The organism is Microbispora hainanensis (assembly GCF_036186745.1).
Taxonomy (GTDB): Bacteria; Actinomycetota; Actinomycetes; order Streptosporangiales; family Streptosporangiaceae; genus Microbispora.
In genome coordinates this window covers 3,902,060-3,928,185 of sequence record NZ_CP108086.1, presented here as the reverse complement: position 1 = coordinate 3,928,185, position 26,126 = coordinate 3,902,060, and the positions used below count along the sequence as shown (strand labels likewise).

The following is a 26,126-nucleotide window of genomic DNA, read 5'->3' as shown; positions in this document are numbered from 1 at the left end:
CCACGACACACCATGTGTCGCTAGAGTCTTGCCCATGTCCGACCCTCAGATCGACCCGGCCGGAAACACGCAGGCTTTCCGGGCGTTCGCGCAGCAGCAGGACGTGGAGGCCTCGAAGGAGCAGCCGTCGCGCCTGCCGATTTGGATCGCCGTCGGTGCGGCGCTCGTTGTGATCCTCGCCGTGGTGGCGTACCTCCTGGTGCGCTGACATACCTGTACCAGCCGCCGACGTCCGCGCCCGTCGGCGGCTTTGTCATGCCCGCCGACGCGTCCACGACGACACGTCGCTCCCCTGCCGCTCGGGCCGTACGCGCCGGACCCTGGACCCGGCCCACCCCCGGGAATAGATTGGACAAATCTTCTAATAGGACGGGGAGGTCGCATGCCCAGTCCGGGCGTCACGATCATCGGTTCCGGGTTCGCCGGGCTGTGCATGGCCATCAAGCTCAAGGAAGCCGGCTATCACGACTTCGTGATCCTGGAGAAGGCGGGCGAGCTCGGCGGCACCTGGCGGGACAACAGCTATCCCGGCTGCGCCTGCGACGTCCCCTCGCCGCTGTACTCCTTCTCGTTCGAGCTCAACCCCGGCTGGTCGCGGCTGTTCTCTCCACAGGAGGAGATCTGGGACTACCTGCGGGCCTGCGCCCGGAAGTACGGCCTGGAGCCCCACCTGCGGTTCGGCAAGGAGGTCTGCGGGCTGGAGTACGACGACGAGCGGGCCCTGTGGCGGGTGTCGACAGGCGACGGGGAGACCTTCGAGACCCACGCCGTCGTCTCCGGCGTCGGGGCCCTGCACGTGCCGTCATTCCCCGAGATCCCCGGCCGTGAGCGCTTCACCGGCACGGCGTTCCACTCCGCCCGGTGGGACCACTCCGCGGACCCGGCCGGCAAGCGCGTCGCGGTCGTCGGCACCGGCGCGTCGGCGGTCCAGTTCGTCCCGGTCCTCGCGGAGCAGGCGAGCCGGCTCACCGTCTTCCAGCGCACGCCGCCGTGGATCCAGCCCAAGCCCGACCTGCCGATCGACGGACGGCTGAAGCGGGCCATGGAGGCGCCCGGCGGCGCCCGGCTGCTGCGCGACGCCGTCTATTGGCTGCTGGAGACCCGGGCCGTGGGCTTCACGATCGACCCTCGGCTGATGAAGGTCCACCAGGCCATGGCCGAGCGCCATCTGGCCCGGCAGGTGCCCGACCCCGGGCTGCGCGCGAAGCTGACGCCCGACTACACCATCGGCTGCAAGCGGATCCTGCTGTCCAACGACTACTATCCCGCGCTGACCAGGGACAACGTCGAGCTGGTCACCGACAGCATCACCGAGATCAGGCAGCGGTCGATCGTGGACGCCGCGGGGCGCGAGCACGAGGTCGACATGATCGTGTGGGGCACCGGCTTCAAGGTGGTCGACGCGCTCAACGAGCAGCACATCGTCGGCAGGAACGGCGTCAAGATCCAGGACGCGTGGAGTGACGGCGTCGAGGCCTACTACGGGATCACGACCACGGGTTTCCCCAACCTGTTCTTCCTGCTCGGCCCCAACACCGGTCTCGGGCACTCCTCGGTGGTCTTCATGATCGAGTCACAGGTGCGCTATGTCATGGACTGCCTGCGGCTGCTGTCGAAGACCAAGGCCAGAGCCCTCGACGTACGGCCGGCGGCGCAGCGGGCCTTCAACGACCGCCTCCAGCGGCGGCTCGATCGGCTGGTGTGGAACGAGGGCGGCTGCACGAGCTGGTATCTCGACGAGCACGGCAGGAACCGCGCGCTGTGGCCAGGCTTCACCTTCGAATACTGGGCACGCACCCGGAAGGTGAAGCCGGAGGCCTACGAGCTCATCGGCGCAAGGTGCTGACCAGGCCCCGTACCGACCCGGCCCCGTGCCGACCCGGCCCAGCGCTGACCGTGCTGACCCGGCCCGGCGCTGACCCGGCCCCGCGCTGACCCGGCCCCGCGCTGACCCGGCTCAGCGCCGCGGGCTGACCACGAGGGCGCTGCCTCCGCCGCGCCTGCCCGGCTCGGCGACCGCCTGGACGCGGCCGTCGCGCAGGAACTCCAGGCCGGTCGCCGCGCCGATCTCACCCACCGGCGGGCCGGGGACGTCCGTCAGCGTGTGACCGAGCGCGGTCAGCTCCGCGCCGTACCGGTCGGCGAACGCGGGCTCGGCCTGGGTGGCGGCGGTGTTGCGCTGCGAGGCGCGCGGAGCGGCCACGGCCTCCGGGAGCGACATGCCGAAGTCGAGCCGGTTCAGCAGGATCTGCAGCACGGTCGTGATGATCGTCGAACCGCCGGGCGAGCCGACGGCGAGCAGCGGCTTTCCGTTCTTGAGCACGATGGTCGGGGCCATCGACGACCTCGGGCGCTTGCCGGGAGCGGGCAGGTTGGGGTCGCCCGGCGCCGGGCCGAAGGTGAAGTCGGTCAGCTCGTTGTTGAGCAGGATGCCGCGGCCCGGCACCACGATCCCGCTGCCGCCGGTCTGCTCGATCGTGATGTTGTAGGCGGCCACGTCGCCCCAGCGGTCGGTCACCACGAGATGGGTGGTCTCCGGCCCCTCCTTCTTCTCCTCTGGGACCGAACCTTCCGCAGCCCCCGAGGGGCATGGTCCGTAGGAGCCGTCGGGCGAACCGGGCGCGGCGGGGTGGGCCATCGCCCGCGGGCCGATCAGGCAGGCGCGCTCCTTGGCGAAGCCGTCGGACAGCAGCCGGTCCAGCGGCACGTTCACGTACGCCGGGTCGCCGACGTAGGCGTTGCGGTCGGCGAAGGCGAGCCGGGACGCCTCCAGGTATTCGTGCAGGCCGACCTTCGGGAGTGCCTCAAGGATCTTCAGCGCCTCCCCCACCGTGGATCCGCCGGACGACGGCGGCGCCATGCCGTACACGTCGAGGCCCTTGTACGTGACCTTGGTGGGCGGCCGTTCGAGCGCCCGGTAGGCCCTGAGGTCGGAGACCTCCATCAGGCCGGTCCTGACGTTCCGGGTGGCTCCCTTGCGCACCGGCGGCTTCTTCACGGTGGCGACGATCTCGCGGCCGAGCTCGCCGCCGTACAGCCAGTCGGGGCCGCGGACGCCCAGCTCACGGTAGGTGCGCGCGAGGTCGCGGTTGCGGAAGACCGAGCCGACCGGCGGCGGCTGCCCGCCCGGCAGGTAGAGCGAGGCGGTCGAGGTGAAGTCGGCGAAGCGGGCGGCGTTCTGCTCCGTCTGGTCGTGGAACGTCTGGTCGACGACGAAGCCCTTCTCGGCGATCTCGATCGCGGGGCGCAGCACCTGGCGCAGCGGCATCGTGCCGTAACGGCGCAGCGCCAGGTCCCACTGCGCCACGCTGCCAGGGACGCCGACCGACAGCCCGCTCGTGACGGCCTCGTCGAACGGGATGCCCTCGAACGCCGTCGAGGTCATCGCCCTCGGCGCGGCCTCGCGCCCGTCGATCGTGGTCACCTTCCGCTTGCGCGCGTCGTAGTAGACGATGAAGCCGCCCCCGGCCAGCCCCGCAGAGTAGGGCTCGGTCACGCCCAGCGCCGCGGCGCCCGCCACCGCCGCGTCCATCGCGTTACCGCCCTGGCGCAGCACCGAGAGCGCGGCCTTGCTCGCGTCGAGGTCCACGGTGGCCACCGCCCCGCCGTACCCCTCCGCGACCGGCCGCTTGACCTCTTTCGCGGCCGGTGAAGCGTGGACGGGCGGCGCGAGGAAGCCCGCGAACGTGACCAGTCCCAGCGACGCGACGACGACGCTTCTCATGCCCCGGCACCTCCATCAGACGTGACCGATCACTCCAGCATGACTCACGACAGTCAAAAAGGCTGCGGGAATGTCCGCTTTCGGACGCCTGCAGGACGCGGGTCCAGCCGGAGCGGCCCGGCCTGCGGCGGAGGGAAGCCCGCTACTCCTTGCGGCGTACGGCGGACTGCCGCGCGGGGCGGATGCGGTGACCAGGGGTGATGGCCTAGCGTGCGGGTGTGCGCTCCGCCGTGTTTCACCGCATCGATCCCGTTCTGCCGATCATCGTGGGGATCCTTCAGGTGTTCCTGTCGATCGGCGCCCAGTATGGGCAGTTGCGAAACCCGGATCTCGGACGGGTGCCGCTGACCTGGTGGGGCTTCGGGCTGCTGCTGGTCGGGCCGATCGCGATCGCGCTGCGCCGCCGCGCCCCGGTCGCCGTGCTGGTCGTCACGCTCACGGCCACCTCGGTCTACATGCTGTCCGACTTCGCGTATGGACCGGTGTTCCTCAGCCCGATCATCGTGATCTGCAACGCGGTGGTGTCGGGGCACCGCCGCGCGGCGTGGCTGTCGGCAGGGGCGTTCTTCCTGTTCGTGGTCGCCTACGCCACCTGGCTCATCCCCCATCGGGCGAGCCTCTTCCACCACACCGCGGTCGCGGCCTACCTGCTGCTCACGCTCACCGTCGCGGAGTTCTACCGGATGCGCCGCGAGCGCCTCGCCGAACGTCAGCGGATGGCGCGGGAGGCGGCCCGGCGGCAGGCGAGCGAGGAACGGCTCACCATGGCCCAGGAGCTGCACGACGTGCTCGCCCACAACATCTCGCTGATCCACGTGCAGGCGTCCACCGCCCTGCACATCCTGGACGACCACCCCGAGCAGGCCCGCACCGCCCTGGCCACGATCAAGCAGGCGTCCAAGGACGTGCTGACCGAGATGCGCGGCGTGCTGAGCCTGCTCAGGGAGGGCGCGCCGCGCTCCCCCACGGCGGGGATGGCCAACCTGGCCGACCTCATCGAGCGCAGCGGCCTGCCGGTCGATCTGGAGGTCACCGGGCAGGAGCGTCCGCTGCCCGCCGGCATCGACCGGGCCGGCTACCGGATCGTGCAGGAGTCGTTGACCAACGTCTCGCGGCACGCGCCCGGCTCGCGGGTGACCGTACGCGTGGCGTACGGGCCGGAGGAGCTGACCGTGGTGATCGAGGACGACGGCGCGGGGACGGCGCGGGCCGAGGCGGGCCTCGGCGGCGGCAACGGCATCCCCGGCATGCGCGAACGGGCCGCGGCGCTCGGCGGGTCGCTCGCGGCGGGCCCCCGGCCCGGCGGCGGCTTCCGCGTCGAGGCCCGTCTCCCCCTTCCCCCATCCGCCGACCAGAAGGAGCCGAAGTGATACGCGTCCTGCTCGCCGACGACCAGGCGCTGGTGCGGGCCGGGTTCCGGGCCCTGCTCGACGCCCAGGAGGGCATGACCGTCGTCGGCGAGGCGGGCGACGGCGAGCAGGCCGTCCGGCTCAGCCGCGAGCTGCGTCCCGACGTGGTGCTGATGGACATCCGCATGCCCGGCACCGACGGCCTGACGACCACCCGCCGCATCGGCGACGACCCCGCCCTCTCCGACGTGAAGATCGTCATGCTCACCACGTTCGAGCTGGACGAGTACGTCTTCGAGGCCCTGCGCGGCGGCGCGAGCGGCTTCCTGGTCAAGGACACCGAGCCTGCCGAGCTGATCCAGGCCGTGCGGGTGGTGGCCTCCGGCGACGCGCTGCTGTCGCCCGGCGTGACACGCCGGCTCATCGCCGAGTATGTCGCCCGCGCCAAGGAGCCCGCCATCGCGACCCGCCTCGACCCGCTCACCGAGCGGGAGCGGGAGGTGCTCGCGCTCGTGGGCACCGGCATGACGAACGACGAGATCGCCGCCCGGCTCTACATGTCCCCGGCGACCGCCAAGACCCACGTGAGCCGCACGATGACCAAGCTGCACGCGCGCGACCGCGCCCAGCTCGTCGTCATCGCGTACGAGTCGGGCCTGGTCAAGCCCGGCTGGGTCTGACCCGCCGTACGGCCGCCCGCGTCAGGTGGCCCGCCCGCTGACGAGGGGGAGGAAGAGCTCGTCGACGATCGACCGGATGCGGGCGGGCGGCACGGGTTTCAGGTTCATGAGCAGGTCGTGGCGCACCAGGTCGAACGGCATGGCGAGCACCGCGGGCGGGATCCGCTCCAGATCGATCTCGCCGCGGTCGTGGGCGCGCTGGTAGATGGCCTGGACGCGCGGTAGCCGCTGGTCGCCGATGATCCGGTCGCGCACCTGGGACGGGGTGAGCCCGGTGCCGGCCAGCAGCCCCGAGAAGGCGGCCGCCGCGGTGACGGCGAAGAAGGCGGCGCGGGTCTCCCCCATGCCGGTGAGCGCGGCGAGGAGATCGCCGCGCAGGGTCCCGGTGTCGGGGAGCTCGATCGGGTGCCTGCTCCGGTAGTGCTCGAGCGCGGCGAGCACGAGCTCGTCCTTGTTGGCCCAGCGGCGGTACAGCACCGCGATGCCGGTGCCGGCGCGGGCGGCGACGGACTCCATGGTCAGTTTCGCGAAGCCGGTCTCGACCAGCTCGTCCCAGGCCGCGTCCAGCAGCGCGGCCTCCAGCGCGGGCCCGCGTCGGCGTCGCGGAGCAGACGCGGCGGCAGGCGCGGCGGCAGATGTGGTCACGGCTCCATCATAAGGAAGGATTGCATTCCCTATCAACACGTCCTACTCTCCTAAGAGATGGATTCCACTCTTATTTGAGAGCGAGACGATGACGGAGACCACTGAGGCGAAGCTGTCGCCGCAGGTGAAGAAGGCGCTGATCGCGCTGCTCGTGGGCGGGATCGCGGCGATCCTCGACTCCACGATGGTGACGCTGGCGATCCACACATTGGTGGTGAAGCTGCACACGACCACCGGCACGATCCAGTGGGTCACCACCGGATTCCTGCTGGCGGTGGCCGTCGCGATCCCGGTCACCGGGTGGGCGGAGCGCCGCTGGGGCGGCAAGCGGGTCTGGATGGCCGCGCTGGTGCTGTTCGTGCTCGCCTCGGTGCTGTGCGCGGCGGCGTGGAACGGCGCGAGCCTGATCGGCTTCCGGGTGCTGCAGGGCTTCGGCGCCGGGCTGATCTTCCCGCTGATGCAGACGCTCGCGGTGAGGGCCGCGGGCGGACAGGTCGACAGCCGGCTGATGGCGACCGTCAGCCTGCCGATCGCGCTCGGCCCGATCCTCGGCCCGGTGATCGGCGGGGTGATCCTCGACTGGCTGAGCTGGCGCTGGCTGTTCCTCATCAACGTGCCCGTGATCGCCGCCGGGCTGCTGCTGGCGTGGCGGTTCCTGCCCGCCGACCGCCCCGGCGCCACGTCCGGGCGCGGGCGCCTGGACTGGACCGGTCTGGCGCTGCTCGCACCGGCGCTGGCGGGGATCCTCCTCGGCCTCTCGCAGCTCTCCAGGGAGGGCGGGATCGGCCACGCCGGGGTGCTGGCGCCGCTGGTCGCCGGGGTCGTCCTGCTGGCCGCGTTCGTCGCGTGGGCGGCGCGGCCCGGCGAGCGCGAGCCGATCGTCGACGTCCGGCTGCTGCGCGTCCGCTCGCTCGGCAGCGCCTCCGCGGTTCTGTTCACCGCCGGCGCGGCGATGTACGCCGGCATGTTCCTGCTGCCGCTGTACTACCAGCAGCTTCGGGGCGACAGCGTGCTCGACGCCGGGCTGCTGCTGATCCCGCAGGGTGTCGGCGCGCTCGCCTCGCGCTTCGTGGTCGGCGGGCTGGCCGACCGGTTCGGGGCACGCGCCGTGACGATCGGCGGCTTTCTGCTCACCGCCGTCGCCACCGTCCCCTTCGCGCTCGCGGGGCCGGACACGAGCCTGTGGTGGCTGGGAGCAGTGCTGCTGGTCCGCGGCCTGGGGACCGGGGTGGTGCTGATCCCGCCGATGTCCGTCGCCTACCAGGACATCCGGCCGACGGACATTCCGCACGCCACCATGAACACCCGCATCGCCCAGCAGGTGGGAGCGTCGTTCGGCACCGCCGTGGTCGCCGTCGCCCTGCAGTCGCTCCTCGGCGACGGCGCCGCGGCCGCCTTTCACGGCGCGTTCTGGTGGGCGATCGGCATCGCCGTCGTGGCGGTCGTCCCCGCCGTCGTCCTCCCGGCCCGTACGAGGGCGAGCCGGGCGGCGACGCCGGTGCACGGCGACGAGGCCACGAGTCCCCGGACGGCCGCACCGGAAGAGGTGGCGTGACCCCGGGGGTCCTCACGCCGGGGCGTCGCGGACCTCGTCCGCGACGCCCCGGCCCTGGAACCTCGGTTCGGTACGCCTATGGGCTTGCCTGCGGGCGGGTCCCGGCTCCACTCGATCACCGCCCGCAGCGACCGATGCCGCGGCCCCGCCGTACGGCCGCCGCGCAGCGCCGGCCGTTCGCCCACCGCCTCGGCGAGCTGCCGCATCGGTAACTGCGCCGGAAGGAACCGTCCGTGCCGCTCGTTCCAGCCGGTGAGCGCCGGTGGACGGCGCGCTGCTACGAGGCGAGCGGCTCCTGGAGTTCGGTCACCCAGCCGGCGGGGTCGTCGGGGCACTCCAGGTAGAGCTCCCTGGCGTACCCGGCGGAGCGCTCACCGCCGTCGGCGATCCACCGGGCCAGCGTCTGCGAGGTCGGGAGGACGTCGTCCATCGGCCCGCGGTGCACGATAGTGGCCGCCCGCTCGATCGCGGGCAGGTCCACGACCGCGAAGTCCTGACCGTCTCCGGACGCGACCGCGACCGGCAGCGCCACGTGCGCGAGGATCCCGTCGCCGCCCGGGGCGTCCTCGTAGTAGGCGATCCCCGGCCCCACCGGGGTCACCCCGGCCTCGTCCAGCCTGCGGCACAGCTCCTGGAACAGCGGGCCGACCACCGGGCCGATGTCCTCGGGCTCGTAGCTGCGCGCCACGGCGCCGAGCTCGGCCACCCGGACAGCGGGGATGCGCTTGACCACCACGTCGTCGGTGCTCATGTGTCCCTCACTTTCGATCGTCCGGAGCCTCGCCTCGACCTGGGCCAGCCGGGCCGCCGCGGCGGCCATCGCCGCCTCCAGCTCGGCCTGCCGCAGCCGCAGCATCCCGCGCAGTTCCCCGGCGCTCACCTGCTCGTCCAGGATCTCCTGCACCTGACCGAGGGTGAAACCCAGGTCCTTGAGCGCGATGATCCGGTTGAGGCGGGCGAGCTGGCCCGCCTCGTAGAAGCGGTAGCCGCTCGCGGGATCGACGTGGGCCGGGCGGAGCAGCCCGATCGCGTCGTAGTGGCGCAGCATGCGGACCGACACGCGGCCGTGCCTGGCGAAGTCTCCGATCGTGAACATGATGCGGCCGATTCCAGCGCCTCACACGGTGTGAGGGTCAACCACGCCGCCCATGCGGATCCGCCGAGGCGGCAGGTCCAGCGGCGCAGGCAGCCGCAGCGGGCCGGGACCGGGGGTGATCGTGCCGAGCACGCGCGCCCCTGTGGCGCCGGTGCACGCGGGCACGGTGCCGGGCAGGCCGTGCGCGGTGAGCCAGCCGAGATAAGAGAACGCGACGGCCTCCTTGGCGTCCGAGGGCACGCCGAGGTCGTCGCTCGGCAGCAGCCGCACGCCGTCGGCCCGCTCGCGCAGCGCGCGCATCAGGGCCGGGTTGCGCACGCCGCCCCCGGAGACGACGACCGTGCCGAGCCCGTGCCGCCGCAGCTCCGCCGCCACCGTCTCCGCGGTCAGCGCCGTGAGCGTCGCCACCAGGTCGGGCAGGCCCAGCGCGTACGGCCCGGCGATCCGGTCCAGATAGCCCGCGTTGAACAGTTCCTTGCCCGTCGTCTTGGGCGGCGGCCGGTGATAGTAGGGCTCGGCGAGCAGCTCGGCCAGCAGCCCCTCGTGGACCTTCCCCGCCGCGGCCAGCCTGCCGTCCTCGTCGTACGGCATGCCGGTGGCGGCGCGCACGGCCGCGTCCGTCAGCGCCGAGGCCGGGCCGGTGTCATAGGCGAGCGGAGGCTCGCAAGCGGCAGGGCCGAGCGGAGGCTCGCAGGCGGTGGGGGCGACGGTGATGTTGGCGATGCCGCCCAGGTTGAGCGCGCCCGCGCGTCCCGCCGAGGCGGGCAGCCCGGCCAGCAGCGGCAGGTCGAAGGCGGACACGAGCGGCGCGCCCTGCCCGCCCGCGGCCACGTCGCGCACCCGCAGGTCCGACACGACCGGCACGCCGAGCCGTTCGGCGATCCAGGCGGGCTGCCCGAGCTGGAGCGTCCCGCGCACGCGCCCGCCCTTCACCCAGTGGTACATCGTCTGCCCGTGCGAGCAGACGAGGTCGGCGGCCGGGCAGGCCGCCGCCGCGTCGGCGAACGCCTGTCCGACGAGCGTGTCGAGGCGGCAGACCTCGCCCATGTCCGTACGGCCCGGGGGCAGCGCGGCGACGATCGCGGCCCGCAGCTCGGGCGGGTAGGGCACGGTGGCGGTGTGCTCCACGACCCCGGTGAGCAGGTCGCCGTCGCGCGACCAGCGGACGAGCGCGCAGTCGATCCCGTCGTGGGAGGTCCCCGACATCAGCCCGAGTATGCGCACGCCCACCTCGCCGGGGCCCGTCAGCCGGCTCTCGGCGGGAGGCCGACGAGCTTGGTGAGGAAACGGTCGATCTGCTCCTCGGCTGGCGGCCAGGGCAGGTCGGGCTCGTTGATCCGTTGCGACAGCATGCCGTTCACCGCCGTACGCAGGTCGATCGCGACGGTCGCCGCGTCGTCACGCGGGGCGACGCCGGCGTCCATGCAGCGCTGGACCGCCTCCGTCGTCCTGGCGACCAGCACCTCCTTGAACGGCATGCCGAGCCGCCGGTGGACCGCGCTCTCGTGCAGCACCTTGTAGAGGCCCGGATGCTCGTGGGCCCAGGCGGTCTGCGCGAGGATGCGCGCCCGCAGCCGCGCCGCGGGGTCCTCGTGCGCGGCGTCCGCCTCGTCGCCGGTGCGCACCAGCTCCTCGTTGCAGCGCCGCAGCACGGCGAGCACGAGCGCGTCCCGGTCGGGAAAGTGCAGGTAGACCGAGGTGGCCGCGATCGACACCTCGCGCGCCACGGCCCGCAGCGACAGCGCCTCGTCGTCGGCGAGGGCGTCGAGCATCCGCATGGCCGCCGCGACGATCTCCTCGCGCAGCCGCTCGCCCTGCCCCCGCGCGTTCGGACGGCGGCGGGCGGCGGGAGCCGGGGGCGTGCTTGATTCCATGACCGGCCCATTGTACGAGCACGACTTTCACACTACAGTCGTAGCGCTACAGCCGTTCATCAAAGGAGCGATCCCAGTGACCGTCCACGCTTCGACCGACACGATCAACGAGATGGACCCGGTGTTCGCCCAGATGGCGGCCGCCAGCGTCGGGCACTGCTGGGCGGTGCCCGAGCTGACCGACCGCGAGAAGGTGTTCCTCGCCCTGGTGGCGGACATCTGCCAGCCCGCCCTCGGGCTCCCGTTCGAGATGCACGTCCGCGCGGGGCTGCGGCGGGGCGTGTCCACCGCGGACATGCGGGCACTGCTGCGCCTGATCTCCTACGACAGCGGGTACGTCGCGGCGCTGGGCGCGCTGGAGCGGCTCGCCGAGATCGAGGCCGCGGCCGGGCTCCCCCGTCCGGAGGCGGAACCGCTGCCCCGCGAGCTGCTGGAGACCGGCCCCGGCGCGGCGCCGACCCCGCTGCCCGCGCCCGTGCGGGCCGAGCTGACCAAGCTCGACCCGTACTTCCTGGAGTATTTCGACCTCCAGTCGCGGATGCGGGGCGTCCAGGGCCCGGGCACGCTGAGCGTCCGCGAGCGGGCGTTCATGACGATGAGCGTCGACGTGCACTACCAGACGCTGGACGAGACGTTCCGCATCCACGTGGGCCGCGCCCTCGGGGCAGGCGCGACCCCCGAGGACGTGCGGGCCGTGCTGCGCTTCAACGCGCAGTTCGGGGCGACCCGGGCGTGGCAGGCGTGGAAGGCGCTCAACGCGTGCCTCGCCGACCTCGCCCCCACCCGCTGACGTGCGCTGACGTGCGCTGACGTGCGCTGACGTCCCCGCACGCCGCGGCGCCGCGGTCCGCACCGCCTGACGACCGTGCGGACCGCTCGATCCACCCTGCTCAATGCAACCTGCTCAACGGGACCCTGCTCAATGGGCCCTGCTCAGTGGACGCCGCGTTCCCCGCTCGGCTCGCTCTGCCGGGAGACCCGGTCGACGGCCGTGACGTGGTAGCGGTGGCCGCGTGCGCCGTCCGGATCGACCCAGCGGACGTGCCGGTCCCCCGGGACGACCGCGACCAGGTGCTCCGCGTCGGCGAAGTCCTGCGGGCGGGCGGGCCGGTCGAACCGGAAGACGGCGAACTGGAACGGCGCGCGGGGTCCGGTGGCCTCGACGTGCAGCTCCACGCCCCCGCTCACGCGGCGGGCCGAGGCGAGCACCGGACGGCGCGGCGGCTCGCCGCCCGCGAGCCTCGGCAGCAGCGGTGCGAGCGCGGGCCGGGTGTAGTGCTCGTTCAGCACGCCGCTGATCGACCCGAGGCGGTCGTCGCGGACGTCGGCGGCGTTGTACCAGATGTCTCCGCCGACCTCCGAGTGGTCACGGTTGAGCGTGAGGTGCCGCGACAGCTCGTCCGGCTGGAACCATTCGGCGGGCTGCCCGGCCGTCCCCGCCTTGTACGCCGCCTGGCCGATCCACAGCTGCACGCCGGTGCCGGCGGCCACGCCGGACCACCAGGGGACGAGCTTGGCGTAGTCGGCGTTCGACTGGCCGATGTACCAGTAGAGCTGCGGCGCTATGTAGTCGAGCCAGCCGTTCCTCACCCACGTGCGGGTGTCGGCGTGCAGGTTGTCGTACGACTGGCCGCCGCTGGTGTCGGAGCCCAGCGGGTCGGTGGCCTTGTTGCGCCAGATGCCCGACGGGCCGATGCCCCAGATCACCTCGGGCTTGGCCCGCCGCACGCGCTGCTGCATCTCCCGCACGAGCAGGTCGACGTTGTTGCGCCGCCAGGAGGCCAGGTCGGCGAAGCCCCCGCCGTACGCCGCATAGGCCGCGCTGTCGTCGAACTCGGTGGTGTTGACCGGGTAGAAGTAGTCGTCGAAGTGGACGCCGTCGATGTCGTAGCGGGTGACGGCGTCGAGCATCGCGTCCTGCACGAACGCCCGGACCTCGGGGATGCCGGGGTTGTAGTAGAGCTTCCCGCCGTACGGGACGATCCACTCGGGGTGCTTGCGGCCGGGGTGATCGGGGTGCAGCTTGGCCGGGTCGGACTGCATCGACACGCGGTAGGGGTTGAACCAGGCGTGGAACGCCAGCCCCCTCCGGTGGGCCGCCTCGACGGCGAAGCCCAGCGGGTCGTAGCCCGGGTCCTGCCCCTGGACCCCGGTGAGGTACTGCGACCACGGCTCGTACGGGGACGGCCAGAAGGCGTCGGCGGTGGGCCTGATCTGCACGAACACGGAGTTGAGCCGGCGCGCCACGGCAAGGTCGCACCAGGCCTCGAACTCGGCCCGCTGCTGCTCGGGCGTGAGGCCCGTCTTGGACGGCCAGTTGATGTTGACGACCGAGGCGATCCACATGCCGCGCATCTGGCGCAGCGGTGGCACGTAGCCGGCGGAAGAGGCGGAAGCGGGGGACGCGGCGAGGGACGGCAGCGGTGCGGCCGACGCCGCGGCGGCGAGGGCCAGGCCGCGCAGCACGGCACGCCGGGAGGGAGAGCTCAATCGGACCTCCGAAGGCCGGGGGGTTTCGGCGATCACGACACTGACAGAAACTTACTTTCAGATCAATGCGGATAAAAGAAAGTGTCATCGACGTGTAATCTGCCCCAAGAGGTCCTCAGGAGAGACGGCACCGGGCATCCAGGTCACACCGCACATGTCTCGACATGTGGACTTCTGTCCGCGTTGTCCCGCACCGGCGGGCGCGTGGATCTAAGCTGATCGCGCACAGGAGAGGCTGCACGCAATGAACGAGAACGAGGGCGCACCGGTCAACCCGATCGCGACGGTGCGTGCGGTGTTGCCCTCGCTCACCCCCGCCGCCCAGACCATCGCGCGCCTCATCCTCGACGACCCCGCCATGGTGGCCCGCAGCACCATCACCGAGGTCAGCGCGGTCTCGGGGATCAGCGAGGCGACGATCGTGCGGACGGCACGGGCGCTGGGCTTCGCCGGTTATTCGCAACTGCGGTTCGCCCTCGCGGCGGCCGTCGCCAGGGACACCCCCGAGCGGCTCGTGCCCGGCGACCTCGCCCCCGACGACCCGCTGACCGACGTGATCGCCAAGGTCACCCGGGCCGAGTCGCAGGCGCTCGCCGACACGGCGGCCCAGCTCAGCCCCGACGGTCTCGGCGCGGTCGTGGACGCCGTCGCCGGCGCCCGCCGCGTGGACGTGTACGGCGTGGGCGCCTCCGGCCTCGTCGCGGCCGACATGGCGCAGAAACTGATGCGGATCGGGCTGCCCGGCCACTACTTCACCGACGCCCACCTCGCGCTCACCAGCGCCGCGCTGCTGCGCGAGGGAGACGTGGCCGTCGGGGTGAGCTGCACCGGCGAGACGCCCGACGTGCTCGGCCCGATCCGGGTCGCCCGCAAGGCCGGCGCGACGGCCGTGGCCATCACGAACAACCCGCGCTCGTCGCTGGCCGGGCTCGCCGATCACGTCCTCGTCTCCGCCGGGCGCGAGACGGCGTTCCGGCCGGGCGCGCTGGCCAGCCGGATCAGTCAGTTGCTCATCGTCGACTGCGTCTTCGTCGGCGTCGCGCAGCGCACGTTCGACAGCTCCGACGCGGCCTTACGGGCGACCCGCGACGCGCTCGCCGACTATCTCGGCGACGCCCACCGCCGCGCCCGCTCGGCCTGACCCACCCGCGCGGAACCGTCCGCTCCACCGGTTCTCCGAGAGCGCGGCCACCGGTCAGTCGGTCAGGCCGCGCCGCCGGCGCGGCGGGCGGCCTCCAGCCGGTCGCCGTTGGCCTTCAGCAGCGCCCGGGCGCCGTCCGGGCCAAGGTCGCGCTCGATCATCAGCACCGCCACCTTGACGTTCCAGTCCGCCGCCTCCAACGCGCCCCGCGCGGCGGCGGCCCCCGCGCCGGTGATGTCGCCGACCATCCGCGTCGCCCTGCGCGCGAGCTTCTCGTTCACCGCCGAGACCTCGATCATGGCGTTCCCGTACGTCCTGCCGAGCCGGATCATCACGATCGTGGAGATCATGTTGAGCACGAGCTTCTGCGCGGTGCCCGCCTTGAGCCGGGTCGAGCCGGCCACCACCTCGGGGCCGACGACCACCTCGATCGGATGCTCGGCCCGCTCCGACAGCGGCGACCCCGGGTTGCAGGACAGGCTCACGGTCAGCGCCCCACGGCGGGCGGCCGCGTCCAGCGCCCCCAGCACGAACGGCGCGCGTCCGCTGGCGGAGATCCCCACGAGCGAGTCGAGCGGGCCCAGGCCGCGGTCGGCGACGTCCGCCGCCCCGCCGTCGCGGTCGTCCTCGGCGCCCTCGACCGACCGGGTCAGCGCGGCCTCGCCGCCCGCGATGACGCCCTGCACCAGTTCGGGGTCGGTGCCGAAGGTCGGCGGGCATTCCGAGGCGTCGAGCACGCCCAGCCTGCCGGACGTCCCCGCCCCCACGTAGAACAGGCGTCCGCCCCGCGCCATCCGGGCGGCGATCGCGTCGATGGCGGCCGAGACGGCCGGGATGGCCCTGGCCACCGCGCCGGGCACCGTGGCGTCGGCCGCGTTCATCAGGCGGGCGATCTCCTCGGTCGGCAGCCGGTCGATCTCGCGATAACGCGGATCGCTCTGCTCGGTGTACAACTCGCCCTGCTCGGTGTACAACTCGCCCTGCTCGGTGTACAACTCGCCCTGCTCGGTATAGAGCTCGCCGAGCTCGGTTTCAAGCTCTCCGTGCTCGGTGGACAGGCCCGTCAGTGGGTCAGTCATCTCGTCCCTGTCGTCGGTTTCCATCTCCGGCCTCCCCCGCTCGCCGTACGCGTCCGGACGACTCCTCACCGGCGGCTCACCGGCAGTGCGACCACGCTGCGGCGCTCGGGATGGAAGCAGGCGTGCTCCTGCGGCGTGTCGCCGTCGCGGCCGAGCGCGGGCCGCTCGCGTTCGCACCGCTCGGTCCTGAACGGGCAGCGCGGCGCGAACAGGCACCCGTCCGGGTACTCTCCCGACGCCTCCACCGGCACCACGCGCTGCTCGCCCGGCGACTCCAGGCCGTGCAGCACCGGTATGGCCGACAGCAGCGCCTGCGTGTAGGGATGCACCGGGGCCGAGATGACGGTCTCGACCGGGCCGCGTTCGACCACCTGGCCGCGATAGATGACGTACAGCTCGCCGTCGGTGCCGATATAGCGGGCCGTCGCCACATCGTGGGTGATGAACAGCACGCTCACCCCGAGCCGCTCGCGCAGGTCCTTGAGCAGCGCGAGGATGCCCAGGCGCAGCGACACATCGATCATCGAGACGGCCTCGTCGGCGACCAGGACCTCGGGATCGACGGTCAGCGCGCGGGCGATCACCACGCGCTGGCGCATGCCGCCCGACAACTGGTGGGGATAACGCGGCAGCACGTAGCCCGGGTCGAGCCCGACCAGCCCGAGCAGCTCCCTGGCCCGCTCGTCCGCCCACGAGTGCGGCCGGCCGGTCTGTTTCGCCCGCAGCGCGAGCGGCGCGGCCAGGGCCTGGTGGATCGTGCGCGTCGGGTTCAGCGCGGAGTAGGGGTCCTGGTGGATGAGCTGCACCCGGCGGAAGTACGGCTGCCGCCTGCGGTGGCTCAGCGACGACATCGCCACGTCGTCGATGACGATCTCCCCGGAGTCGCAGGTCTCCAGCCCGGCGATGATCCGGCCGAGCGTCGTCTTGCCACAGCCCGACTCGCCGATGAACGAGACCGCGCCTCCTTTCGGAATGGCGAAGTCCACGCCGCGCAGCGCGGGCACCTCCCGGGCGCCGAGCACGCCGCCGCGCTGCCGGAACGTCTTCGTGATGCCGATCCCGCTGATCATGCCTGGTCCTCCCCCGTCACGGCGGCCACGGCCGGTCTGTTCCCCTCGTCTTCCCGTACGGCATGGCAGGCCGCCGACCGGGAGCCCGAGACGACCACCGGCGGCCGGCCGGTCTCGCACACGTCCATGCGCAGCGGGCAGCGCTCGCGGAACACGCACCCGTCGGCCGGGATGCCGGCCAGCGTCGGCGGGCGGCCCGGCAGGGCGCATGCCTCGCCGATGTCGCCGACGAGGCGCGGGATGGCCCCGAGCAGCCCCTGGGTGTACGGGTGGCGCGGCGCGGCCAGCACCTCCCGGGTGGGCCCCTGCTCGGCCAGCCGCCCGCCGTACATGACCGCGAGCCGGTCGGCGACCTCGGCGACCACCCCGAGGTCGTGGGTGATGACGAGCGTGGTGAGCCCGCGCTCGGCGTGCACCTCCCGCACGATGCGCAGGATCGTCGCCTGCGTGATCATGTCGAGGGCGGTCGTGGGCTCGTCCAGCACGACGAGGCGGGCGTTCAGCACCAGGGCCAGCATGATGCCGACCCGCTGGCGCATGCCGCCCGACAGCTCGTGCTGATAGCAGTCGAGCACCCGGGCGCCGTCCAGGCCCATCCGGCCGAGCAGGTCGCGGGCGTCGGCCAGCAGGCCGCGCGGGTCCTCGACGCCGTGCGAACGCCCCAGGTCGAGCACCTGCTTGCCGACCGTCTTGAGCGGATTGAGGGAGTTCTGCGCCGCCTGGAAGACATACCCGACGTGCCGCCCCCGGGCTCGGCGCAGCCCCTCGCCGCCGAGCGCGACGACGTCGCCGAGCCCGTCGATCTCGACGCTGCCCGCCGCGATCCTGCCGGGCGGCTGGACGGCGTTGAGCAGCGACAACGCGAGCGTCGACTTGCCGGAGCCCGACTCGCCGACGACACCGGTGATCGTGCCGGGCGCGAGGTCGAGGTCGACGCCGGACACCGCGGGCAGCTCGCCGGCCGGGGTGCGATAGACCACGGTCAGCCCGCGGATCCGGACGCCGGGAGGACTCTGCTCGGGAGCCATGCTCACTCCTCCCGCAGCCGGGGGTTGAAGATCTCGTCCATGGCGTCCACGACCAGCACGATGCCGAGCGTGAGCAGCAGGATCGCCAGCAGCGGCGCCAGCAGATAGGGCAGCGCGGCCGTCGTGGTCAGCGCGCCGCCGCCGAAGACGGCGAGGTTGAGCATGACGCCCCAGTTGTTCGCCTCGAACGGCAGCACGCCCAGGAAGAACAGGCCCACCTGCGCGTAGACCGCGCCGGTCACCGCGATGAGCGCGTTCATCGCGATGTACGGAGCCATGCCGGGCAGCAGCTCCCTGCCGACGATGTGCGTCGTGGACAGGCCGAGCCCCCGGGCCGCCTCGATGAAGCCGCGTTCGCGCAGCGACAGCGTCTGCGACCGCACGGCCCGGGCCACACCGCCCCAGCCGAGCAGCCCGAGCACCAGGCCCATCTCGACCGCGCCGGTGAACTTCCACACGGTCGACAGCACCAGCAGCAGCGGCAGCCCCGGGATCGTGAGCTTCATGTCGGTGAACCGCATGAGCACGGTGTCCCAGCGGCCCCGCCGGAACCCGGCGAACAGCCCGACGCCCGCGCCGACGACGACCGTGATGGCGGCCGTCACGAGGGCCGTCAGCAGGACGTACCGGGAACCGGTGACGACGAGGGCGAGCACGTCCGTCCCCTCGAAGTCGGTGCCGAACGGATGCCGCAGGCTCGGGGGCGCGTAGAGCGCGCTCGTGTCGCGCGGCAGGGGGTCGGGGTAGAGCATCGGCCCGAGGATCCCCATGAGGGCGAACACCACGAGGATGACCGCACCGACCATCCGGCTCGGCTTGCGCCGCATGACCCGCCAGACGCCCCGCCAGAAGTTGCGGCGGACCGCCGCGGCGGCCCCCGTCTCCGCCTCCGGCACGATGGTGGCGCTCATGCGATCCCCTCGCCTGACGGCTCGGGGTGGCGTCGTGCCGGAGGCGCGCATATGGCCGCACCACGCGGCACGCTGTGTCTGCTGATTCGCTCGGTCATGCCGCCTCCCCTCCGCTGCGCACCCGGGGATCGATGACCGTGTAGAGGAGGTCGGCGGCGATGTTCGCGACGACGACCGCCGTCGTGATGAGCAGGAACGCCCCGCCCATCAGCGAGTAGTCGCGGTTGTTGATGCTGTCGATGAGCATCAGCCCCAGGCCCGGGTAGTTGAAGATGCGCTCGATGAAGATCGAGCCGCCGAAGAGCAGGCCCAGCGAGAGCGCCAGGATCGTGAACAGCGGCAGGATCGCGTTGCGCGCCACGTAGCGGAAGATGATCGACCGCTTCATCCCGCGCAGCTCGGCCGCCAGGATGAAGTCGTCGCCGAGCACGGTGACCACGCTCGACTTCATCGCGAGGATCCACCCGCCATAGCCGGCCAGCGCGTACGTGACGACCGGCAGGGTGGCGTGCTGCACCAGCGAGCCGATGTAGTCGGCGGTGAAGCCGGGGTCGATCACGATGTCGGCCGTCCCCCCGGCGGGGAGGATCGGGATCAGCGTGGTGAAGATCGCCCCCAGCAGCAGCGCCAGCACATACTGCGGCACGCCGTGCAGCAGCGACCCGGAGATGGCGAGGAGGTCGCCCAGCACGCCGGTCCGCTTGATCGCCGCGTAGACGCCCATGACGACGCCGACGAGGAAGCTCAGCAGCGTCCCGGCGAGCACCGGGATCAGGGTCCACTTGGCGGCCGAGAACAGCACGGTGGACACGCCGGTGCCGGGCACGGACAGCGACTGCCCGAGGTCGAGGTGGGCCAGCCCGCCCATGTAGTCGAGATACTGCTCCCACAGGCCGCCCTTCGGCGTGAAGCCGTACAGCGCCTCGACCGCGCGCTGGGCGGCGTCGGGGGCCATGCCCTGCTCGACGAGCTTCTGGTAGCGGGCCAGGAGCGGATCTCCGGGAACGTTTCTGATGATCAGGAAGCTGATCGTCGTGACGACCAGGATCATGACGAACCCGCGGGCCACATGGCCCGCGAGCCGCCTGAGGAGAACCGCCATGGACTACTGCTTCTTCTTGATCAGGCCGAGCTGGATCCAGACGCCGGAGGGCTGGCGCAGCAGATCGCTCTCGTCCTCCGGGAAGCCGGTGAAGCGGTTGGTGTTGACGAACTGCGTGTTCACGTAGTCCCAGAGCTGGATCACCGGAAGATCCTGGTTGGCCGCCTTGGCGAGCTTGGCGATGACGGCCTTCTGCTCGTCGCCCGTGACGCTGTTGAGCTGGACGGTCAGCTCGCCGGGGTTGACCGTGCCGACGCCCTCGACGTCGATCGTCTCGGGGCCACCCATCCAGTTGCCGTCCTTGCCGGCCGGCGAGTGCTTGACCTTGCCGCCGAGGATGTTCCAGCCGTTCGAGGAGCCGTACAGGCGCTGGTAGATGTTGTACGGCGCGGGGCCGAGCGCGATGAGCCAGAAGCCGAGATCATACTTGCCCTCGGCGAGCTCCGACAGATACAGCGGATAGTCGGCCGTGGTCACCACCTCGGCGTCCACCCCGGCCGTGGCGAGCTGGCTGGTGATGGCCTTGGCCGCGGAGACCCAGTCGGAGAACGGCGCCGGGATGTTGATCGTCACCTTCCACGGCTTGCCGTCGGCCAGCGCCCACTTGCCGTCCTTCTTCTGGAGGCCGGCCTCGGTGAACTCCTTCTCCGCCTTCGCCGGGTCCAGCGCGTACGGCTCCAGCGTGTCGAGCTCGGCGCCGAGCCATTCCCTGGCGGCCTTCTGGTGGATGCCCGACGTGGTCACGGCCGCCGTGCCGCCCTCGGGCGAGGCGATCTGCGTGACCTCCTGGCGGTTGATCAGGTAGGCCAGCCCGCGCCGCACGTGCACGTTGTCGTACGGCTTCTTCGCCTGGTTGAACGCCAGCGAGACGGCCACCGGGGAGTAGCCCTTGATCACCTGGTTGCCGGGCGTCGCCTTGATGCGCTTCATCACGTCGGCGGGCACCGCGGTGAACGGTGCGTTGTCGAGCGTGCCGGAGGTCAGATAGTTCCAGATCTGCTCGTTGCCCGTGGTGTTGAGCAGCTTGAGCTGGTCGGGCGCGACGTTGGCGGCGTTGTAGAAGTTCGGGTTCTTCACCAGCAGCGCCTCGCCGGGGTTCATCCGCTTGAGGACGAACGGCCCGGCCGACACGTCCTGGGCCGGAGCGAACGCGAGCACCTTCTCCGACAGCGCCTTGACCTGTCCGCGCGCCGCCTCCGCCTCGGGGCCGTCACCGCGTGCGGCCTTGAGCGTGTCCCAGAAGTCGGCGGGGACGACGCTCTGCCAGACGTGCTCGGGCACCACGAACGCGTCCATGACCCCGCGCACGAACGTGACGCTGGGGTTCTTCATGTCCTGGGTGATCTTGATCGTCCTGTCGTCGACGACCTCGACGTCCGAGGCGGCGCCGGCCGCGCCGGGGTCGACCGCGAAGGCGGTGCTGCCCTGGGTGTAGGCCAGCGCGATGGAGAACTTCACGTCCGCGGCGGTGACGGGCTGCCCGTCCGACCACTTGTTGCCCGGCTGCAGGTGAAGGGTGATGGACGAGTTGTCCGGCGCGATGTCCCAGCTCGCCGCGATGCCCGGATAGAACTGGTTCGGGTCGGTAAGGGTGTTCTTCGCCCAGGCGATCCTCATCGCGTTGTAGCCCCAGAACGCGTTGCCCTTGGGGTTCCACGGGTTGATCGGCGCGTTGACGTCGAGTGACGGCTTGTTGATGTCGACCGTGGTGTAGACACCGCCACCGCCACCGCCGCCCGTGGATTTTCCGCTCGTGCCGCCGCCGCTGCATGCCGCGACGGCCGCGAGGCTGAGCACCGCCGCGACCGCTGTCAGACGTTTCATTGACCGCTCCGGGGGGTTGTTCTGATGCGGATCTTGTCCGGACCTTATGCGGCGGCCCAAGCACAGGTCAATAATCTGCAAAACTCGTGAGGGTTCTGCAACTTTCCTTCATCGCGGTCACGGCGAAACCGAGCGCCGCGACGAACCGCCGCAAGTGGTGGTCTTCTCTCCGGCCGGTCAGCGAACTGTTACTGGTCGCTTCCACGCGATCACATTACGTTGCGAGAAAAGACCCCCGTCCTGCGAGGAGGACCTGCGTGAAGTCCATCGCCCGATTCTGTGGCAACTGCAGCTGCGGCTGCCCCGAGCTGTTCGTGGACGTCTCCGCCCCGGCGGAGCGTCAGGTCGTCATCACCGACGACTTCGGTCAGAAGGTGGAGATGAGCCTCGACCAGCTCGGCTCGCTCGTGGAGGCGGCGAAGACCGGCGCGCTGGACGACCTCGCGCTCACCGGCTGACCGTGGAGCCGGCCGCCCTGTTCGCCGGAGGTCTCGTCGCCGGCCTTGCCGCGGGCACAGCGTCGTGCACCGCCGTCCAGGGCGGCCTCCTCATCGGCCTGGCCGCCCAATCTCGCGGCCAATCTCGCGGCCGGTCTCGCGGCCCGTCCCGCGCCCTGTCTCACGGCCTCGCCCGCGGCCTCCCGCCGGTGGCGGCGTTCCTGACCGGCAGGCTCGCCGCCCACACCGCCCTCGGGGCGCTGCTCGGGCTGCTGGGCGCGGCCGTACAGGTCGGCCCGCGCACCCGCGCGGCACTGCTCGTCGCCGCCGGGACCGCGGTGGTCGTGCTCGCCGTACGGATGCTCCGTCGCCGCCGGTGCGCACAGGCGGAGCCCGGGACGGCGGACGGCGACCCGCGTGCATGCTCGTGCGCGGACGGTGGGCCCGCGCAGGACCGCACACAGATGAAAAGCGCACCGCCGGACAGTGCTTCACCGGACAGCGCACCACCTGACATCCCGCCGCCGGACAGCGCACCACCGGGCAGCGCACCACTGGACATCCCGCCGCCGGGCAGCGCACCACCGGGCAGCGCACCCCGGTGTCCCGCACTGACAGATGGCGCACCACGGGGTCGTGCACCACTGGGCGGCGGGGCCGGTTCCCCGGGCGGCGGGGCCCGCTCCCCCGGCCTTGCACGGGCGGCGGCGCTGGGCATGGCCACGATCTTCGTACCCTGCGGCGTCACGATCGGCATGGAGGTCGTGGCCGTCGGCTCGGGCTCGGCGCTCGGGGGCGCGGCCACGCTCGCGGGGCTCGCACTCGGCACAGCGCCCGCCTTCGCCGCCCTCGGTCTGCTGCTGCGCACGCTCGTCTCGACCCGGCTGGCCGCCCTCGCGGGGATCGCGGCCGTGGCCGCCGGGCTGTTCACCGCCGGCTCCGGGCTGCGGCTCGGCGGCTGGCTGCCGGACGTCTCCCTGCCGGAGTTCGGCTCCCCCGCCGCCGCGGCGGGACGCGCCCTCACCGGCACGGACGGCGTCCAGCGGCTCACCGTCTGGGCGACCCCGGAGGGGTTCCGGCCCGGGATCGCCGTCGCCGCCGCCGGACGGCCCGTCGAGATCGTCTTCAGGACGAAGGACAACCGGGGCTGCACGCGCACGCTCACGATCGACGACCACGACGTCGTGCTCCCCGTGACCGGAGAGCGCGTGGTGCGGCTGCCCGCCCGTCCGCAGGGGCGGCTGCGCTACGCCTGCGGCATGGGCATGTACGTGGGCTTCGTCAGGTTCGAGCGCTCCCCCTGACCCCCGGGCAATCCCCGCGGACAGGGCAAGACGGATGCCGGCCGGGGGCTCCGGCCGACATCCGCCGGGGGTCAGGGAACGCGGGCGCGGGCATCGCAGGGGATCAGGGCACCTCGGGGCACGGGGATCAGGGAACGCGGCGGCTCGCCGCGAGGGCGTTGTCGGCCTGGGTCTGGTTGTAGGTGGCGCGCGTCACGCAGACGTGGTCGGCGGGAGTGGTCTCACGCCAGACGTATCCCTGCTTGCACGTGTCCGGCCCGTACGGCTTCTCTACCGAACCCCCCGGCCAGAAGGGCGGGTTCTTCGGCACGGTGTACGTGATCTCGGTCCACCCGGAGTAACGGGTCGCGAAGAGACCGCCCGACCAGGCGCCTTCCACCTTGAAGGTGTAGGTCTTGCCGGGAACCAGCGTCCCCGTGGTGGCCTTGGTCGCGTTGCCCGGCAGGTCCACCTGCACACCGGGGTCATACCGGAACAGCACCTTCTTGTACGAGCTGCCGTTCACCCACTGCACCGTCGCCCGGTAGTCGCCGTATGCGACGACCCGCAGGTTCTGCGGCTTGGGCACGGGGCGCAACTGGCCCGCGCCCGGAGGGAAGGAGGGGACGTTCCCGGCGATCGGGATGGGGTCGCTGGAAGCGCACTCCGAGGGGTGCCCGACGCCGGGCCACACTTAGCAGACGGTCACCCGGGGGGCCTGGCCGGCGTAGGCCCGCACGTGCGCGGCGGGAATGGTGAAGGAGGTGGTGGCGCCGCGGTCGTTCCATGTGCCCTCCTGGTAGCCGCCGAACGTCAGGACCGTCGCCTCGCCCGCGACCGTGCCGGAGAAGAACGTGTCCGGCCCCCACGTCACCCGTAACCCGCCGTCGACCGGGATGATGCTGTTGATTCTCGGGGGCCGCCGGTTCACGTCCGCCTGCGCGGGACCGGCCACCGTCGCGCACGTGAGACCGGCGGCCAGCCCGCCGGCCACGAGGGCCTTGACGTACGCTCCACGGCGCTTCATCTGAGTCATCTCTCTTCTCCCGTCCGAGCTCCGTACTGACGAGTCCCACGATGCGCCGGGGCCCTGACCGGCCACATCGTGGCAATCCCTGCGGCCGGTTCCGGGATATCCCGGAACCACCGGCCGCCGGACACGTCGTCGAGCTCAGGTGGGAGCGCGGGGTGTGGTGCCTGCGCGGCGCCGCACCCACGTGTCATCCCAATGTCTTGCCAATAACCCTCCGTGACGACTCGGTTACGTGTCACCCTGTGTCCCATGACACTAGTGGGAGCGACGGAGGCGACCGCGTGGCCCGGGATACCGGTCCCGCGTACCCCTGAACCCCTGGACCCGGCCGAGGCGAACCTGGTCGACAGGGCCCGTGACGGCGACAGCGACGCGGCGCACCGGCTGGGCCGGCTGTGCGCGGAGCGCGACGACCGGCTGGGCGCCCGGCTCTGGTGGGAGCGGGCGGCGCGGGCGGGCAACGTCGACAGCGCCTACAACCTCGGGCTGTGGCACCGCACGCACGGAACGACCGAGGAGGCCATCGGCTGGTTCGAGCTGGCGGCGAACACCGGTGACGCCGACGCGGCGACGAACCTGGCATCACTGCTGCTGGAGCGGCGCGGCGACGCCGACGGAGCACGCAAGTGGTTCGAGCGGGCGGCCGAGGACGGCTCCCGCCACGCGGCCCGGCGGCTGGCCCTGCTCTGCGAGGACCAGGGCGACGGCATCGGCGCGCGGCGCTGGCACTTCAGGGCCGCCGTGGACGGCGACCTGCGCTCGGCCCACGACCTGGGGTTCCTGGGCTACGCCGCAGGCGACGAGGCCGAGGCGCTGCACTGGTGGGAGTACGCGGCACGTGGCGGCCACGCGGAGGCCGCCTATCACATGGCCCTGCTCCTGCACGCGGCACGTGACGAGAAGGGCGCGGAGGCGTTCTACCGGCTCGCCGTCCGCGCCGACCACCCCGGGGCGGCCTTCCGGCTCGGCGACATGGCGCTCTGCCGGGGCGACCTGACCACGGCACGCGCCTGCTTCGAACGGGCGGCGCAGACCGGCCGGCCGGACGCGCGGCGGATGGCCGGTCTCGTCTGCGCCCGGATGGACGACAAGCCGGGGGCCGCCCGATGGTATGGGCAGGCCGCGGCCGACGACCCCGAGGCGGCCTTCCGGCTCGGCCTGCTGCTCGTCGCGGAGCACAACGACCTGAAGGGCGCGCGCCACTGGTTCAGGCGTGCGGCCGAACGCGGGCACCACGGCGCCATGGTCGAGCTGCGGACGCTGCTGCCCCTGCTCGGCGCGTCGCCCGAGACCGAGGAGTGCCTGCTCGACCCGGCCCCGCCCTACTGGAGCCGCCCGGCGGAGCCCGGGCAGGCCGCACGCGCGGAGCTCGCCGTGGCGGCGGCGCGCAGGCGCGGCGACCCGGCGGCGGAGCCCGCGGACCTGGTCGAGATCCTCGGCACGTGGGATCTCGTCACCACCGAGCTCCTCACCGGGGCCTCGCCGCTCGGCGACGGGCCCGACGTGGTGGGCCCGGCGGACACCGTGGGGTGGCTCGCGCAGGCGAGCGGACTGCACCGGGCCGCGATCGAGCACCTCGCCCTGGTGCGCGCGACGCTCCTGCGGCCGGGGACGGCCCCGTTACCCACCCCGGCCGAGGTCGAGCACGTGCTCGGCACCGCGAGGGATCTGCGCAGACGCCTCGGTCTCGGTCGTGCCTGACAAATCACGCCCTGCTGCGCGTGGCCCAGGCGGCGCATCGCGGCGTTCTCGCCCTACCCGCGAAGATTGCTCACCGGCTCACGATCTCCGCGGGGCCCGGATTC

25 protein-coding genes are annotated in these 26,126 nt (G+C 72.2%); 10 read left to right on the top strand and 15 right to left on the bottom strand.

Annotation, left to right across the window (positions count from 1 at the left end):
- Positions 1 to 34 precede the first annotated feature (34 nt).
- Positions 35 to 208, top strand: a complete 174-nt coding sequence (locus OHB01_RS18490; RefSeq protein WP_168066169.1) for a hypothetical protein — start codon at positions 35 to 37, stop codon at positions 206 to 208.
- A 174-nt stretch (positions 209 to 382) separates the two neighbouring features.
- Positions 383 to 1,846: an NAD(P)/FAD-dependent oxidoreductase gene (locus OHB01_RS18485; RefSeq protein WP_328855735.1), complete on the top strand. Its 1,464-nt coding sequence runs from the start codon at positions 383 to 385 to the stop codon at positions 1,844 to 1,846.
- 111 nt (positions 1,847 to 1,957) lie between these two features.
- Here OHB01_RS18485 and ggt read toward each other — a convergent pair whose 3' ends face one another.
- A complete protein-coding gene (gene ggt, locus OHB01_RS18480) occupies positions 1,958 to 3,724 on the bottom strand; it encodes a gamma-glutamyltransferase (protein ID WP_142649265.1) in 1,767 nt (588 codons plus the stop codon).
- Between the two features lie 218 nt (positions 3,725 to 3,942).
- Between ggt and OHB01_RS18475 the strand changes: the two genes are divergently transcribed.
- Both OHB01_RS18475 and OHB01_RS18470 read left to right on the top strand, forming a co-directional pair.
- Positions 3,943 to 5,094, top strand: coding sequence for a sensor histidine kinase (locus OHB01_RS18475; RefSeq protein ID WP_328855734.1), 1,152 nt, complete (start codon positions 3,943 to 3,945; stop codon positions 5,092 to 5,094).
- Complete coding sequence (locus OHB01_RS18470; protein ID WP_328855733.1) at positions 5,091 to 5,753, top strand: response regulator transcription factor; 663 nt, start codon at positions 5,091 to 5,093, stop codon at positions 5,751 to 5,753. Before OHB01_RS18475 ends, OHB01_RS18470 begins: the two co-directional genes overlap by 4 nt.
- Before the next feature lie 21 nt (positions 5,754 to 5,774).
- On the opposite strand, the gene OHB01_RS18465 is transcribed toward OHB01_RS18470, so the two are convergent.
- Positions 5,775 to 6,398 (bottom strand): TetR/AcrR family transcriptional regulator, encoded by a 624-nt coding sequence (locus tag OHB01_RS18465; protein ID WP_147944672.1) that lies wholly within the window; start codon positions 6,396 to 6,398, stop codon positions 5,775 to 5,777.
- Between the two features lie 88 nt (positions 6,399 to 6,486).
- Here OHB01_RS18465 and OHB01_RS18460 point away from each other — a divergent pair, with 88 nt between their 5' ends.
- On the top strand, positions 6,487 to 7,953 hold the full coding sequence (locus tag OHB01_RS18460) for an MDR family MFS transporter (protein WP_142649262.1): 1,467 nt from the start codon (positions 6,487 to 6,489) through the stop codon (positions 7,951 to 7,953).
- A gap of 277 nt (positions 7,954 to 8,230) precedes the next feature.
- On the opposite strand, the gene OHB01_RS18455 is transcribed toward OHB01_RS18460, so the two are convergent.
- The 3 genes from OHB01_RS18455 to OHB01_RS18445 are packed head-to-tail and all read right to left on the bottom strand — an operon-like array spanning position 8,231 to position 10,923.
- Positions 8,231 to 9,049 carry a MerR family transcriptional regulator gene (locus OHB01_RS18455; RefSeq protein ID WP_328855732.1) on the bottom strand — a complete coding sequence of 273 codons (819 nt, stop codon included), beginning with the start codon at positions 9,047 to 9,049 and terminating at the stop codon, positions 8,231 to 8,233.
- A 21-nt stretch (positions 9,050 to 9,070) separates the two neighbouring features.
- A complete protein-coding gene (locus tag OHB01_RS18450) occupies positions 9,071 to 10,273 on the bottom strand; it encodes an anhydro-N-acetylmuramic acid kinase (protein ID WP_328855731.1) in 1,203 nt (400 codons plus the stop codon).
- A 20-nt stretch (positions 10,274 to 10,293) separates the two neighbouring features.
- Positions 10,294 to 10,923, bottom strand: coding sequence for a TetR/AcrR family transcriptional regulator (locus OHB01_RS18445; RefSeq protein WP_142649259.1), 630 nt, complete (start codon positions 10,921 to 10,923; stop codon positions 10,294 to 10,296).
- A 76-nt stretch (positions 10,924 to 10,999) separates the two neighbouring features.
- Here OHB01_RS18445 and OHB01_RS18440 point away from each other — a divergent pair, with 76 nt between their 5' ends.
- Positions 11,000 to 11,713 (top strand): carboxymuconolactone decarboxylase family protein, encoded by a 714-nt coding sequence (locus tag OHB01_RS18440; RefSeq protein WP_328855730.1) that lies wholly within the window; start codon positions 11,000 to 11,002, stop codon positions 11,711 to 11,713.
- Positions 11,714 to 11,856: 143 nt separating this feature from the next.
- Here OHB01_RS18440 and OHB01_RS18435 read toward each other — a convergent pair whose 3' ends face one another.
- Positions 11,857 to 13,413 (bottom strand): glycoside hydrolase family 10 protein, encoded by a 1,557-nt coding sequence (locus OHB01_RS18435; RefSeq protein WP_328708190.1) that lies wholly within the window; start codon positions 13,411 to 13,413, stop codon positions 11,857 to 11,859.
- Positions 13,414 to 13,657: 244 nt separating this feature from the next.
- Here OHB01_RS18435 and OHB01_RS18430 point away from each other — a divergent pair, with 244 nt between their 5' ends.
- On the top strand, positions 13,658 to 14,554 hold the full coding sequence (locus OHB01_RS18430; RefSeq protein ID WP_147944676.1) for a MurR/RpiR family transcriptional regulator: 897 nt from the start codon (positions 13,658 to 13,660) through the stop codon (positions 14,552 to 14,554).
- 62 nt (positions 14,555 to 14,616) lie between these two features.
- On the opposite strand, the gene murQ is transcribed toward OHB01_RS18430, so the two are convergent.
- The 7 genes from murQ to OHB01_RS18395 form a co-directional block, all read right to left on the bottom strand.
- Positions 14,617 to 15,633 carry an N-acetylmuramic acid 6-phosphate etherase gene (murQ, locus tag OHB01_RS18425; protein WP_328855729.1) on the bottom strand — a complete coding sequence of 339 codons (1,017 nt, stop codon included), beginning with the start codon at positions 15,631 to 15,633 and terminating at the stop codon, positions 14,617 to 14,619.
- Positions 15,634 to 15,698: 65 nt separating this feature from the next.
- Positions 15,699 to 16,703, bottom strand: coding sequence for an ABC transporter ATP-binding protein (locus tag OHB01_RS18420; RefSeq protein WP_142649255.1), 1,005 nt, complete (start codon positions 16,701 to 16,703; stop codon positions 15,699 to 15,701).
- Positions 16,700 to 17,731 carry an ABC transporter ATP-binding protein gene (locus OHB01_RS18415; protein ID WP_142649254.1) on the bottom strand — a complete coding sequence of 344 codons (1,032 nt, stop codon included), beginning with the start codon at positions 17,729 to 17,731 and terminating at the stop codon, positions 16,700 to 16,702. Before OHB01_RS18415 ends, OHB01_RS18420 begins: the two co-directional genes overlap by 4 nt.
- Before the next feature lie 2 nt (positions 17,732 to 17,733).
- Positions 17,734 to 18,642, bottom strand: coding sequence for an ABC transporter permease (locus OHB01_RS18410; RefSeq protein ID WP_142649253.1), 909 nt, complete (start codon positions 18,640 to 18,642; stop codon positions 17,734 to 17,736).
- A gap of 94 nt (positions 18,643 to 18,736) precedes the next feature.
- Positions 18,737 to 19,744, bottom strand: a complete 1,008-nt coding sequence (locus tag OHB01_RS18405) for an ABC transporter permease (protein ID WP_147945383.1) — start codon at positions 19,742 to 19,744, stop codon at positions 18,737 to 18,739.
- 3 nt (positions 19,745 to 19,747) lie between these two features.
- Positions 19,748 to 21,568 carry an ABC transporter substrate-binding protein gene (locus OHB01_RS18400; RefSeq protein ID WP_328855728.1) on the bottom strand — a complete coding sequence of 607 codons (1,821 nt, stop codon included), beginning with the start codon at positions 21,566 to 21,568 and terminating at the stop codon, positions 19,748 to 19,750.
- A gap of 67 nt (positions 21,569 to 21,635) precedes the next feature.
- Positions 21,636 to 21,773 carry a hypothetical protein gene (locus OHB01_RS18395; RefSeq protein WP_168066165.1) on the bottom strand — a complete coding sequence of 46 codons (138 nt, stop codon included), beginning with the start codon at positions 21,771 to 21,773 and terminating at the stop codon, positions 21,636 to 21,638.
- A gap of 52 nt (positions 21,774 to 21,825) precedes the next feature.
- Here OHB01_RS18395 and OHB01_RS18390 point away from each other — a divergent pair, with 52 nt between their 5' ends.
- Both OHB01_RS18390 and OHB01_RS18385 read left to right on the top strand, forming a co-directional pair.
- Positions 21,826 to 22,026, top strand: a complete 201-nt coding sequence (locus OHB01_RS18390) for a hypothetical protein (RefSeq protein WP_167530662.1) — start codon at positions 21,826 to 21,828, stop codon at positions 22,024 to 22,026.
- Between the two features lie 2 nt (positions 22,027 to 22,028).
- The gene (locus tag OHB01_RS18385) at positions 22,029 to 23,309 is read left to right on the top strand and encodes a sulfite exporter TauE/SafE family protein (RefSeq protein WP_328855727.1); all 1,281 of its coding nucleotides are present in this window, start codon (positions 22,029 to 22,031) and stop codon (positions 23,307 to 23,309) included.
- 127 nt (positions 23,310 to 23,436) lie between these two features.
- Here the strand turns inward: OHB01_RS18385 and OHB01_RS18380 are convergent, their stop codons facing one another.
- Positions 23,437 to 23,982 (bottom strand): hypothetical protein, encoded by a 546-nt coding sequence (locus OHB01_RS18380; protein ID WP_328855726.1) that lies wholly within the window; start codon positions 23,980 to 23,982, stop codon positions 23,437 to 23,439.
- On the bottom strand, positions 23,983 to 24,324 hold the full coding sequence (locus tag OHB01_RS18375) for a hypothetical protein (RefSeq protein WP_328855725.1): 342 nt from the start codon (positions 24,322 to 24,324) through the stop codon (positions 23,983 to 23,985).
- 246 nt (positions 24,325 to 24,570) lie between these two features.
- Here OHB01_RS18375 and OHB01_RS18370 point away from each other — a divergent pair, with 246 nt between their 5' ends.
- The gene (locus tag OHB01_RS18370) at positions 24,571 to 26,022 is read left to right on the top strand and encodes a tetratricopeptide repeat protein (protein WP_142649248.1); all 1,452 of its coding nucleotides are present in this window, start codon (positions 24,571 to 24,573) and stop codon (positions 26,020 to 26,022) included.
- Positions 26,023 to 26,126 lie beyond the last annotated feature (104 nt).